This window comes from Pseudomonas sp. DTU_2021_1001937_2_SI_NGA_ILE_001 (assembly GCF_032463525.1).
Classification (GTDB): Bacteria; Pseudomonadota; Gammaproteobacteria; order Pseudomonadales; family Pseudomonadaceae; genus Aquipseudomonas.
Genome location: NZ_CP135972.1, coordinates 18,665 through 32,175 on the forward strand (window position 1 = coordinate 18,665; position 13,511 = coordinate 32,175).

General features: G+C 63.7%; 7 protein-coding genes. 6 read left to right on the forward strand and 1 reads right to left on the reverse strand.

From position 1 onward, the window contains the following. Positions 1-335: 335 nt before the first annotated feature. The 5 genes from RRX38_RS24575 to RRX38_RS24595 all read left to right on the forward strand — a co-directional run bounded on the left by RRX38_RS24575 (position 336) and on the right by RRX38_RS24595 (position 10,328). Entirely contained in the window at positions 336-3,689 is a 3,354-nt protein-coding gene (locus RRX38_RS24575) for a glycosyltransferase (protein ID WP_315962790.1), read from the forward strand. Positions 3,690-4,014: 325 nt separating this feature from the next. Beyond that, complete coding sequence (locus RRX38_RS24580) at positions 4,015-5,793, forward strand: DUF4214 domain-containing protein (RefSeq protein WP_315962791.1); 1,779 nt, start codon at positions 4,015-4,017, stop codon at positions 5,791-5,793. 126 nt (positions 5,794-5,919) lie between these two features. Beyond that, on the forward strand, positions 5,920-6,696 hold the full coding sequence (locus RRX38_RS24585) for an ABC transporter permease (protein WP_200929571.1): 777 nt from the start codon (positions 5,920-5,922) through the stop codon (positions 6,694-6,696). 428 nt (positions 6,697-7,124) lie between these two features. After that, positions 7,125-7,382: a DUF6124 family protein gene (locus RRX38_RS24590; protein ID WP_315962792.1), complete on the forward strand. Its 258-nt coding sequence runs from the start codon at positions 7,125-7,127 to the stop codon at positions 7,380-7,382. Positions 7,383-7,685: 303 nt separating this feature from the next. After that, positions 7,686-10,328, forward strand: a complete 2,643-nt coding sequence (locus RRX38_RS24595) for a DUF3616 domain-containing protein (protein WP_315962793.1) — start codon at positions 7,686-7,688, stop codon at positions 10,326-10,328. Positions 10,329-10,386: 58 nt separating this feature from the next. Here RRX38_RS24595 and RRX38_RS24600 read toward each other — a convergent pair whose 3' ends face one another. Further along, complete coding sequence (locus tag RRX38_RS24600) at positions 10,387-12,438, reverse strand: acyltransferase family protein (RefSeq protein WP_315962794.1); 2,052 nt, start codon at positions 12,436-12,438, stop codon at positions 10,387-10,389. Positions 12,439-13,042: 604 nt separating this feature from the next. Here RRX38_RS24600 and RRX38_RS24605 point away from each other — a divergent pair. Continuing rightward, positions 13,043-13,504, forward strand: a complete 462-nt coding sequence (locus RRX38_RS24605; protein ID WP_315962795.1) for an REP-associated tyrosine transposase — start codon at positions 13,043-13,045, stop codon at positions 13,502-13,504. The last annotated feature ends 7 nt before the right edge of the window (positions 13,505-13,511 follow it).

Genomic DNA, 13,511 nt, shown 5'->3' on the forward strand with positions numbered 1-13,511 from the left:
CAGGCCGGAGCCGGTGCCGGTGCCGAGCCGGAGCGAGGTGTTTGTGGGAGCGAGCTTGCTCGCGAAGAGCCGCACCACCGAACCAGGCCTTTTTCGCGAGCAAGCTCGTTCCCACAGGGACCAGACCGGTGCCGGTGCCGAGCCGGAGCGAGGTGTTTGTGGGAGCGAGCTTGCTCGCGAAGAGCCGCACCACCGAGCCAGGCCTTTTTCGCGAGCAAGCTCGTTCCCACAGGGACCAGACCAGATCCAGTGCTTTCACCCCGGGGCCGAGTCCTACAAAATAGCCCGTTTACGCGCATCTTCTTTTTCTCTCTTCATTGTCACCAGGTCCGTTCATGCACAACGAAACACAGGTCACCCTCCACCAATTCGCGACCAGCGTCAGCCGCGGCGATGGCATCAGCAACGGCATGATGCTGACCCGCAAGCTGCTGCGTCAGGCCGGCGTGAAGTCCGAGATCTACTGCATCGACCCCAAGCCGGAGGTGGCCGGCGATGTACTGTGCATGGACGACTACGTACCCGGCAGCGCCGACGCCCTGCTGGTGCACCACGGTATCGGCAACCCGGTGGAGACCTGGCTGCGTGAACTGCCCGAACGCAAGTTCATGGTGTTCCACAACATCACCCCCGGCGGCATGTTCCCCAGCGACCACCCGATCCAGCCGATGCTCGCCCACGGCTGGGAGCAGGTGAACACCTGGCGGCACTGGCTGGCCGGCAGCATCGCCGACTCGCGGCAGAACCTGCAGGAACTGCTGCAGCGCGGCTACCGCCCGGACAACACCGTGGAAATTCCGCTGCTGGTCGACCTGGAGCGCATCCAGCCCCACGCCGCCGAGCGCTGCGACACACCGCGGCCGTTCACCCTGCTGTTCGTCGGCCGCCTGATGCCGCACAAGAACCAGCTGGGCCTGGTCGAAGCCTTCGCCCTGCTGCTGCGCCGCGTCCAGGTGCCGCTGCAACTGCTGCTGGTCGGCGGCTTCACCGTGCCGGCCTACAAGGAACGCATCGAGCAGCGCATCGCCGAACTGGGCATCGGCGACTACGTCACCCTCACCGGCAAGGTCGACGACCCGACCCTCGAAGCCCTGTACAGCCGCAGCGACCTGTTCGTCTCGCTCAGCCACCACGAAGGCTTCGGCATGCCGCTGATCGAAGCCATGGCCCACGGCCTGCCGGTGCTGGCCTTCGATGCGCCAGACAGCAACGTGGTGCACACCCTGGGCAGCGCCGGCCTGTTGCTGGAAAGCGACGCCCCGGAAGTGGTCGCCGCCACCATCGCCCAACTGATGGAAAACCCGGCGCTGCGCCGCAACATCCGCCAGCACGCCGCTGCACGCCTGCAGGAGTTCGGCTACCAGGCGCTGTACGATCGCCTGCGCAGCTACATGGCCGGCTTCGACATTCACCTGCCGGAACACCGCTTCCCTACCCTGCCCACCCCGGCCGCCGTCGACTGCCGCATCGAAGGCCCGTTCGACAGCACCTACAGCCTGGCCCTGGTCAACCGCGAGCTGGGCCGCGCCCTGCAAGCGCAAGGCGCACAGACCGCCCTGCGCGCCAGCGAAGGCCCGGGGCCGATCCCGGTGGATCAGCAGTTCCTGCTCGACAACCCCGACTGCGCCAGCCTGCATGCCCGTGCCGAACAACCGGCGCGCAACGTGCTGCGCCTGATGTACCCGCCGCGGGTCACCGACATGGCCGGCGACCTCAACGTCATGTCGTGCTACGGCTGGGAAGAATCCTGCCTGCCGCAGGAGTACTGCCACGACTTCAACCACCAGACCCACCTGGTGACCAGCATGTCCGGCTGGGTGACCCGCACCCTGCGCGACAACGGCGTCACCGCGCCGCTGGCCACCGTGGGCCTGGGCGCCGACCACATCCTGCGCGCCCCGGTCGATGCCGCCGCCCTGCCGGCACTGCCCAAGGCCACTGCCGAACGCCTCAAGCTGCTGCACGTGTCGTCGTGCTTCCCGCGCAAGGGCGTGGACGTGCTGCTGCAGGCCTACGGCCAGGCCTTCAGCGCCGAACAGCCGGTGGTGCTGATCATCAAGACCTTCGCCAACCCGCACCACGACATCCAGCAACAGGTGGCCGAATGGGCCGCAAAACTGGCCAGCGCGCCGGCGGTGGAACTCATCGTCCAGGACCTGCCCGACGGCGCCATGCGCGCCCTGTATGAACTGGCCGACGTGCTCATTGCGCCATCGCGCGGCGAAGGCTTCGGCCTGCCGCTGGCCGAAGCCATGCTGCACCACCTGCCGGTGATCACCACCGGCAACGGTGGCCAGCGCGACTTCTGCACCCCCGACACCGCCTGGCTGATCGACTACCGCTACGAACGCGCACGCACCCACCTCAAGGCCGCCGCCTCGGTGTGGTTCGAACCCAGCGCCGAGCACCTGGCCAGCCTGCTGAGTGAATTCCACCAGGCCTGGGCCCAAGGCCAACTGGCCACCTTCAGCGCCGCCAAGGTCGCTGCCGCCGAAGCGCTGATCAACCAGCGCTTCACCTGGGCCGCCGTGGCCCGCGCCAGCCTCGACGCCTTCGAAGCCGCGCGCCAGCAACCGCTGCTGAAGAAGCAACCCAAGCTGGGCAGCGTCACCACCTGGAACAGCGCCTGCGGCATCGCCACCTACAGCCAGAAACTCCTGGAGCCGGCCTTCGGCCAGGAATGCACGGTGTTCGCCAACAGCGATGCCACCCTCACCGCCGGCGACACGCCGAATATCCAGCGCTGCTGGCGCGCCGGCGATGGCGACAGCCTCGACGAACTCAAGCAGGCGATCATCGCCTCGGGCGTCGACACCCTGCTGCTGCAGTTCAACTTCTCGTTCTTCAACCTCAAGGCCTTCGCCAGCCTGCTGGACTGGGCACACGCCCGGCAGATACAGACCCTGGTGGTGTTCCACTCCACCGCCGACGTAACCCACGGCGACACCCTCAAGTCGCTGAGCCACATTCGCGAGTCCTTGCAAGGCTGCGCGCGCCTGCTGGTGCACAGCGTCGGCGACCTGAACCGCCTGAAGGACTTCGGCCTGGCCGACAACCTGCTGATGTTCCCCCACGGCGTGATCGACACCCCGGCACCGGCCCCCGGCGCCGCGCAAAAGGCCGCACGCCTGGACGGCAAGACCGTCATCGCCAGCTATGGCTTCCTGCTGCCGCACAAGGGCATGCCGGAACTGATCGAGGCCTTCGCCCTGCTGGCCGCCAAGGACCGCAACCTGCACCTGCTGCTGGTTAACGCCCAGTACCCGGTGCCCGCCTCGGCCGAGCTGGCCGACGCCTGCCGCGCACGCATTCAGCAGCCGGACCTGCAAGGCCGGGTGACGCTGATTACCGATTACCTCAGCGACGAGCAGTCGTTGTCGTGGTTGGGCATGGCTGATGCCATTGTCTTCCCGTATCAGCACACCCAGGAGTCGTCCAGTGCCGCAGTGCGCTGGGGATTGAGTACCGGTCGTCCGGTTCTTTGCACGCCGCTGGGGATTTTCGAAGACGTCGCCGACGCCGTGACCTTCCTGCCGGGCACCAGCAGCGAAGCCATGGCCGAGGGTTTGCGCCGTGAACTGGCCGCCGGGCCCAAGGCGCTGCAGGGCGACTGGCTGCGCAACCACGGCTGGACAAGCGTTTCAGTTCGCTTGCGAAACATTCTCATTGCGCTGCAGCAACACGAATAATTGAACTTTTTTCCGAAACGCGTAGCAGAAATTTCCTACGCGTCTAGAAAAAAATTCTTATGGACAAGTATCAAAAAGTTGGGTGCCAGCTATTGTTACGCCGCTAATTTGACGGGTATGATCGGCGCACCTCGTAGGATATTTCCTTGAATGCTTTAAGAAAAAGCTCAAGAAATGACCTACGAGGGTGTCGGAATTTTCCGACTTCCCATAACGGGGGCCACGGCCCTGTGGGACGTGGCAACAGGCAAGGGCCGACGGGCTCTTTTCCCTAGTCAGGGAAGCCTGAGTGTCGATATCGACTCATATTGGAGATGAAAACGTAATGGCTACTACTTCTGCACAAGTTCAACAGCTGTATGTCGCTTACCTGGGCCGCGCCGCCGACAAGGCTGGCCTGGACTACTGGCTGGGCGAGTTGAACGCCACTCCAGCTACCATCACCCTGGAGCAGGTTCGTGCCAACTTCGTCAACGAGCAGCCTGAGTATGCCAACGCTTACGCTGGCCTGAGCCGTCAAGATACCGTTGTTAAGATCTACAACAACCTGTTCGGTCGCGCTCCTGATGACGCTGGTCTGGCTTACTGGACCACTGGCGGCGGTGCATCTGTTAACGCTGATCAACTGCTGACCGCTTTCATCAACGGCGCTGCTGCCGCTGACGCTCAAGTCATCACCAACAAGGTTCTGGTTTCTGAGGTCTACACCTCCGCTGCTGGTACTGCATACACTTCGGATGACGCTAAAGCCGTTCTTTCCGGTGTTAACGGCACCCCTGCTAGCGTTTCGGCTGCTCTGACTAAACTGGAAAACGGTTCCCTGCCAGGCGTAGCTGTTCCTGCTGGCGTTGCCGCTCTGAAAGCAGAAGCTCTGGCTCAGAAATCCCTGGACGACTTCAAAGCTGCCCAGGTGACCACTCTGAACGACCTGAACAAGGCCGTTGTTGAGCTGAATGACAAGCTGGCCGCTCCTGCCACTCTGGATGCGCTGGTAACTCCTCCAGCTGGTACCGCTCAGTCTTACGACGACGTTGACCAAGCGATCACCAACGCTGGTCTGGTACGTACCGCTGTCAGCAGCTCGACCACTGTTACTCTGCAAGCAAACGCTACCAACCAAGCTACCGCTTACGCCACTGCTCGTGACACCTTCACCAAAGCAGCTCTGGGTAACGTTGACCTCGTCAACACCTACGAAAAGGCTGTCACAACCAACGCTGGCCTGAAAGGCGCAGACACTGCCGCAGTGACCCTGGCTGAAGGCAAAGTCCAAGCAGACTTCACCGCCGCTAACACTGGCACTGCCCTGGCTACTGCAAACGCAGCTGCTGGCGGTACCACCGTTACCGACGCTGCCTCTCTGTATGCTGCTCTGACCGACGGCACCAAAACTGCTGCTCAGATCAAAGCTGTTTCTGACGCATTCACCACCTTCCTGGGCAGCGCCGGTGCAACTGACTTCAACACCCTGAAGTCTCTGGCCGCTACTGACTACACCAAGAACGCCGCCGTTCAAGCCGAAGCCGACGCTAAAGCCGACATCGCTGCTGCTACTGGTGGTACTGCTTTCCAGACCGCTTTCGACAACAAAGCTACCGCTGACACCACTCTGGCAAATGCTCAGGCTGCCGACGCTCTGGTTAAGCAAGCTACCGCCATCTCTGACGGCGTGAAGGCGCTGACTGATGCTGAAGCTGCAATCACCGTTCCTAGCTATGTGAAAGACCTCGCTGCCAACGCTACTGGTGCAGCTGGTGCTGATCTGTTCCACTTCGCTGATGGCGTTAAAGCTACTGACGACTGGACCATCGCTTCGTTCGCTAAAGGTGATGCTCTGTACTTCGGTGAAGGCTACACCTTCAACAACGGCGCTCTGACCACTGGCGACAGCAACAAGCTGGAGTACTTCTTCGTTCAGAAAGGCGCAGACGTACAGGTTGTTATCGAAACCAAAGCGTTCGGTAGCGCCAACCTGGACACCAACGCCACTACCGGTGAAGTCACCGTTAAAACTGGTGCTGAAGACGCCGTGGCAATTATCACCCTGACCGGTGTAACTGCTGCCCAGCTGCAAAACCAAGCTGGCTACATTGTTCACGCTTAATTGAACAATGCCTGCTGGTCGAAATCGTCTGATTTCGACTGACAAAAAACCCGCCCCTCAAAAGGCGGGTTTTTTTATGCCCCTGTACTGCGTATGCTTGCCTGCTCGCTGTTTTTGGACCCTTCGATGAACTGGAACCTGCTGCTCAACTTCACCCGCCAGGACCTGATCGACCGCCACTCGGCCTCGGTACTCGGCGCGGCCTGGACCTTCATCCTGCCGCTGATCAACATCCTCATCTTCACCCTGGTGTTCTCCAACATCATGGGCATGCGCCTCGGCGGGCTGGGCCAGGACCTCGGCAAATGGGGCTACAGCGTGTACCTGGTCAGCGGCCTGCTGGCCTGGAACTGCTTCGCTGCCACCCTCACCCGGATTACCGGCGTGTTCCATGAAAAGGCCCACCTGATCGGCAAGGTGCGCCTGTCGCTGTGGAGCCTGCCGCTGTTCGTGGTGCTCAGCGAAACTGTGCACTACCTGATCGCCACCGGCTTCTTCATGGTCTTCCTGGTCGCCATCGGCTTCGACTTTTCCTGGCACCTGCTGTGGTGGATCCCGATCTTCCTCTGCCAGCAGCTGCTGGCCTATGCCCTGGGCATCACCTGCGCGATTCTCTCGGTGTTCATCCGCGACATCACCCAGGTGGTCGGCGTGGTCACCCAGTTGTGGTTCTGGCTGACGCCTATCGTGTATGTGGCGAACATTCTGCCCGGCACCATCCAGCAACTGGTGGCGCTGAACCCCTTCTACCACCTGGTGCTGGCCTACCGCGCCGCACTGATCGGCGGCCAGGCCCCGCACCTGCTGTCCATCGGCCTGCTGGTGGCCTTCTCCCTGGCGCTGCTGGGCGTGTCGATCTTCGTCGGCCGCAAGCTGGAACGCGATATTCGCGACTTCCTCTAAGGCCGTTGTGGGAGCGAGCTTGCTCGCGAAAAGGTCTGGCGCGGTGTTGCGGCCTTTCGCGAGCAAGCTCGCTCCCACAAAAACCCTGCAATCCGCGCCTATGGGGCCATGATTGCAAGACGCCTCTCTTTCTCTTGCAGGACATTTCCGAGAGAATTCCGACCGCTTGTGCCCGTGCATTCAGGCTTCTACCCTCCTGCCGTCGCTGCCAATTCAGCGACCAGGTTTGGTAGGCCTGAGGTCATAAGCGCACGGCGCCACCTTTTGCGAGGCGCCTTTTTGCGGCCTGCTTTTTATGGCGGCCGTGCGCAGGGCGTCTTCGGACGCGCCGGGTGCCTATGACCGGTCCTACCAACTTGCGCATGGTCGCCGCCCGGCGTTTGGTAGCAATGGGCGACGACTCTCATCCCTACATAGGAGTCAGAGTCATGAAAAAGATCGTCCCCGATCCACCTTCCCACGCATCCTCCCTCGTCCTGCTCGAATGCCGCGTGGCCCACGCCGTGGAGCTGCTCAACTGCGCCACCGCCACGGCCTATGAAAGCGCCGAAGGCCTGCAAGGCCCGCCGCGTCACCTGGCGATGGCCAGCCTGCACCTGATTACCCAGGCGCAACTGGCCCTCAACCAGGCCCTGGACCAATGGCCGGTGCTGGCGGTCGAGCCCGAGGCAGGCCTGAAGGCCTGAACCTGTTGGAGCGAGCTGGCTCGCGAAAAGGTCCGGCTCGGTGTCGCGGCCCTTCGCGAGCAAGCTCGCTCCTACAAAACAACCGCAATCCGTTGGAGCGAGCTGGCTCGCGAAAAGGCCTGGCTCGGTGTCGAGGCCCTTCGCGAGCAAGCTCGCTCCTACAAAGCCCCCGCAATCCGTTAGAGCGAGCTGGCTCGCGGCTACAAAGCCCTCGCGCCAACAGCCCAGAGCGCCTCGGTCACCATTTCGTCAAACTGCGTTGGTAGGGTCGCGTATCCCTTCTGATACCGAGTGCTTACCTTCATGGCCACCCTCCGCGAGTCGATCACCGCCTTTTACAAGAACATCCTGGGCCGTGAGCCGGATGCCGGTGGTCTGGCTTATTGGCAGGCGCAGGTCGAGAGCGGGCAGATCCAGCTGGCGGAGGTGGTCAGCAGCTTCACCTCCTCGGCCGAAGCGCAGGCCGTGGTGCAGCCGATCATTGCGCTGTACCAGGCCGCCTTCGGCCGCACACCGGACACCGGCGGCCTGCAGTACTGGGTGGCGCAGATGCAGGGCGGCCTGTCGTTGAGCGACGTGACCCAGGCCTTCGCCCAGTCCAGCGAGTTCGCCAGCGTGGCGGGTACGTCGAGCACGCAGTTCATTACCGCGCTGTACCAGAACACCCTGGGCCGCGCACCGGACGCCGGCGGCCTGGCCTATTGGGTCGAACAGGCCGCCAATGGCAGCAGCCCGGCCAGCCTGCTGGCGTCCTTCACCGCATCGGCAGAAGGCCAGCGCGTCACCAGCGAAAAGGCCCAGGTGGTGCTGACTTACCAGGGCGTGCTGGGCCGTTCGCCGAGCACTGCCGAACTCAGCAGCGCGCTACAGGCCAAAGGCACGCAGAGCAGCGTCGAGCTGATCAACAGCCTGGCCGGCAACCTGATCAGCAACGGCGATCCGGCCACGTCTACGCCGACCACGCCGGTGACCCCGCAGCCTACCGAGTTCACCTTCAAGCCCCAGGTCGGCAGCGCCTTCGGTTCGTCCGATGCCTCGGGGGTGGTGAGCTGGGGCAATTACCTGATCGTCGGCGATGACGAGTCCAACGTGGTGCGGGTCTACGAGAAAACCGGCGGCGCCGCGCTGAGCGAGTTCGACTACGGCACGGCCCTGGGGCTGAGCGACGAGATGGACTTCGAGGCCATGACCCTGGTCGGCGACACCCTGTACCTCACCGGCTCGCACAGCAACAACAAGAAGGGCCAGGAAGCGCCGGGCCGTGAGGTGATCACCGCGCTGAAGATCACTACGGTGAATGGCCAGCCGCAGTTGACGGTCACCACCGATAAATACACCGGCCTGGTCGCTGCACTGAGTGCCTGGGACGCCGCCGGCGCCGATGGCAAGGCTGCGGGCTACTACGGCTTCGCCACCTCGGCCGGCGCCGGTATCGCGCCGGAGAACACCAACGGCTTTTCCATCGAGGGCCTGACCACCTCGCCAGACGACAGCGCGCTGTGGCTGGGCTTTCGCGCCCCGCAGTTGGACAGCGGCGCGCGTGACAAGGCGCTGATCGTGGCGGTGAACAATTACACCCAGGTGCTGGCCGACAGCAGCGTGGCGCCGGTCTTCAGCGCCATCGAGCTGAACCTGGGCGGGCGCGGTATCCGCTCCATCGACAAGGCTGCCGACGGCAGTGGCTACCTGATCATCGCCGGGCCTTCGGGCAGCGCCAGCGATCTGGTGCCCAACGATTTTCGTCTGTTCACCTGGGACGGCAACGCCGCGCACCAACCGGTGCAACTGAACAACGACCTGGATGCGTTGCTCAAGGCCACCGGCGGCAGCTTCGAGTCGATCGCCTCGCCGGCCAGCATCAAGCCAGGCACCCAGGTGCTGTTGCTACAGGACAACGGCGACACGCTGTGGCCAGGGCAAAGCCAGGTGTCCAAGGACCTGGCCCCCGCCGACCAGCAGTTCAAGGGCAACCTGGTGACCCTCGGCCAGCCGGTGACCGACACCACGGCCCCCAAGCTGGTGGCCAGCACCCCGGCCAATGCCGCCACCGAGGTGTCGAAGAACACCACCAGCATCACCCTGACCTTCGATGAAGGCGTGCAGCTGGGCAGCGGCAGCATGGTGCTCAAGGATGGCACCGGCACGGTGCTGCAGAGTTTCGATGCCAGCCACCTGAAGGTGGATTACAACCAGGTTCAGTTGTTGCCTTCCGCCAAGCTGCTGGCCGGCACCCAGTACAGCGTCGAGCTGCAGGCCGGTGCGGTGGCCGACCATTACGGCAATGCCATCGCCGCGCAGAGCCTCAGCTTCCAGACCGGTGAGACGCCGCATTACAACCTGCTGATCAGCGAAGTGAACTCCAACGCCAGCGGCGGGGATTTCATCGAGCTGTACAACTACGGCAGCAGCAGCATCGACCTGTCGAACTGGCGCTTCACCGACTCGGACAACAAGACCTTCGCCTCGGGGGTCTCGCTGGGCGGCAACCTGACCCTGGAGGCCGGCAAGACCCTGGTGATCGCCTCGGTGAAAAGCGCCGACTATGCGGCCTTCCTCAATGCCTGGGGGCTGACCGACGCCAGCCATGTCATCAGCGTCGACGGCCCGGGCCTGGGCAAGGGTGATGCGGTGGTGATCTACGACCAGAACGGCAACGTGGCCACGGCCTTCAACTACGGCACCAGCAGCTTCGAGGCCGACGGCACGGTGATTGCGACCGCGGCGATCAGCAGTGGCAGCGTCAAGGCCGCCAGCCATGCCGGCGTGGCCTTCGGCGCCGCGCAGGCGGGTTATTCGGCGGTCTGGGACCAGGCCTCGACCAGCGACCCGCACTACACCGCCGCCAAGCCCGACACCCTCGGCGCCTATGCGCAGAGCGGCGACGCCAACTCGGTGGGTTCACCCGGCGTGGCCATTACTCTGGTGGGGCAGCCACTGGAACAGTGAAACGGCGCGAGCGCCGCTGAAGCCGCGCCTGCAGGTTCATGGCCAGGCCTTGGCTCGCTTACAGCAGGCCCTGGATGAAACGCTGGAAGTCCGGGGCCAGGCGCATGTTGCCGTAGCCGCTGACATGGTCGGCGTCGTAGAACAGCGGCCGGCCCTGGTCTTCGACCTGGCAGTTCTGGCCGGGGCACAGGGTGGGCAGCGGGTCCCAGACGCGCACCGCAGGCATCTGGCTGGCCAGCCGTCCAAGAAGGTCGGTCACCGGGCGGCGGTAGGTTTCCATCTGTCCACGCGGCACGCTACGACCGAAGCTGCAGATCGGGTTGCTGTGGTCGAAACCATTGGCGCAGCGGAACGGCGGAATCTTGAAGATCGGCTTGGGCGCCTCGAAGACCAGCTTCACGCCTTTGTCGGCCAGCGGCTGCAGCCACTGCGGGGCTTCGGCTTCCAGGGTGCGGCGACCGCTTGCGGCTTTCTCGCCGAACATCTCGTCCATCGTCTTGCCGCGCGGGAAGTGCTCGAACTGATCGGAGAAGCGCGCCAGGCGCAGCGATGGCATGAACAGCACGTCGCCAGCCTTGGCCTGGGCACGGATGTCATCGAGCGCGGCCAGGCTGTTGCGCCGGCATTCGTCGCTTTCCCGAATGGCCATGAAGCTCATGAACGGGCAGCCGCCGTTGTTGTACAGGCGCACCTGCACACCGGTGTCCATCACCAGCCGGCTGAGCATCGGGGTATAGGCCATGGCATGGGAGTCGCCTACCACATAGAGGGTGAAGGGCCATTGCACCGGGCGGTCGCAGCCGCTGCGGGTGTAGGTCAGCCGCGGCTGGCCGGCGACCTGTTCGGTAGTGACCTGCGCCACGCAGCCCGGTGCGACGCCGCTGCGGGTTCGGGCGTAGGGATACCAGTCCATGGGGTGACGCGACACGGTGTTGAGGGTGAGGTGTGGCTGCAGGCGCACGGTGGTCTTGTAGAGCGTCCAGGCGCCACCCAGGGCCAGCAGGCCCAGGCCCATCACCAGCACGCCGGGCAGGCGCTGCAGCAGGGGGCGACGGCGCAGCGGCACTTCGACCAGCCGGTAGGACAGCACCGCCAATGCCACAGTCAGCAGCAGCGCGGCCAGTTGCGTGGCCAGCGATTCCAGGCCGACGGTCCAGCGAAACAGCACGAACACCGGCCAGTGCCACAGGTACAGCGAGTAGGAGACCTTGCCGATCGCCACCGGCAGCCGGTGGCTGAGCAGGCGGGTCAGCGGGTCGCCCTGGCGGCCGTGGCCGAACACCAGCACGCAGAGCAGGCCCAGTACCGCCGGCACTGCGCCGGGGAACGGGAATTGGCCCGGTTGCGAGGTCCACAACGCCAGGCCCATCAGGCACAGGCCGAGCAGCACGCCGGCGGTGGACAACGCCGTCGCCGGGCGGGCGCTGTCGATGCGTTGGGTGTGGGCCATGGCCTGGTAGCACAGCACGCCGCCAGCCAGTTCCCAGAAGCGCGGGGCCAGCATGTAGAACATCGTCGCTTCCCTGCCCTGGCTGAACGCCGCCGCCCACACCAGCGAGGCGCCCAGGCCTGCGAGGAACAGCAGCGCCGACAACCAGCGCAGCCGGGCATAGGCGACCCAAAGGAAGAACAGGATCGGGAAGACGAAGTAGAACTGTTCTTCAACGCCCAACGACCAGGTGTGGGTGAAAGGATTGAAGTCGGTCTTCGGCGAGAAGTAGGCGTTGCCGGTGTCGGCCAGGATGAAGTTGCTCAGGCCGAACAGCGCGAACAGGCCGGTTCTTTCATTGCTGTCGCTGAGCCAGGAGGCCGGGATGAACAGCGCCGACACCAGCGCGGTGGCCAGCACGCAGCACAACAGCGCCGGAAGGATGCGCTTCATGCGCCGGGCATAGAAGGTGGTGACGAAGCTGAAGAAGTGGCGACCCTGGAAGCCCGCCATCGAGCTGGCGACCACGAAGCCGGAGATGGCAAAGAACACATCGACCCCGGCAAAACCGCCAGGCAGGTAACTGGCCTTGAGGTGGTAGAGGATCACCGCGATCACGGCGATGGCACGCAGGCCGTCGATATAGGGGTAATAGCGCGGGCGTGAAGTCGGGTGATCCATAGTAAGTAAAAGGCCTGCTGGTGAAGGCCGTGGTCGATGCGCCAGGCCGGCTCGTGGGCGGAGTACCGAACACGTGGGGACGGTGACGTGGAAGTAATCAGCTTGAACGAGCAAGGCTGTTACAACGCAGAAAGCTCTGACAGGTGTATAGCGATCCTGTTCGGGGGGTGAGGCTACTGTTGGCGAGCTTGAACGCGACAAGGGCTGGTTCGATGTTGAGGCCCATCGCGAGCAAGCTCGCTCCCACGGTGCTATGCACGTCTTGGTCACTGTGGGGTGCCCTCTCGGGTCAAGTAGGCGCTCATTCATCCAGGCGCACTCAACCTGGAATGCATTTCATTGTGGGAGCGAGCTTGCTCCCACGGTTCTATGCAGGCTTGGCCAGTGTGGGGTGCCCTCTCGGATCAAGTAGGCGCTCATTCATCCAGACGCACTCAACCTGGAATGCATTTCATTGTGGGAGCGAGCTTGCTCGCGAAAAGGCTGGGCTCGATGTGGCGGCCATTCGCTCCTCTACAGCACACACCCGGTAAACACTGGCGCCGATACACCTGTCGAGGATGGCGTTAAGGTCGTTGCCCATAGGTCAAGCAGAGCAGAACAGATGGCCAGGGCAGCGTCGCATAAATTACGCAAGGGACGATTCTCCGCAGAGGGGCAGGCCTACATGGTTACCACGATCCTGGCTGGCCGTGAGCCGGTATTCGGTGACTGGCAACTGGGACGTTTACTGGTGGCCGAGCTGCGCCAGGCCGAGAGCCTGGGGCTGGCCGACAGCCTGGCCTGGGTGGTGATGCCCGATCATCTGCATTGGCTGCTGGTACTGCGTAGGGCGCCGCTGGCGCGGCTGGTGCAGCGGGTGAAGTCGCGCAGCGCGCGCACTGTGAACCAGGCCAGGGCCATGCAAGGCCGGTTATGGCAGAACGGTTTCCATGACAAGGCGATACGCCGCGAGGAGGACCTGCAGCACTTGGCCCGCTACATCATCACCAACCCCCTGCGCGCCGGGCTGGTGAACCGTGTGGGTGATTACCCGCTATGGGATGCGGTGTGGCTGCAGCAGTAATACCGAT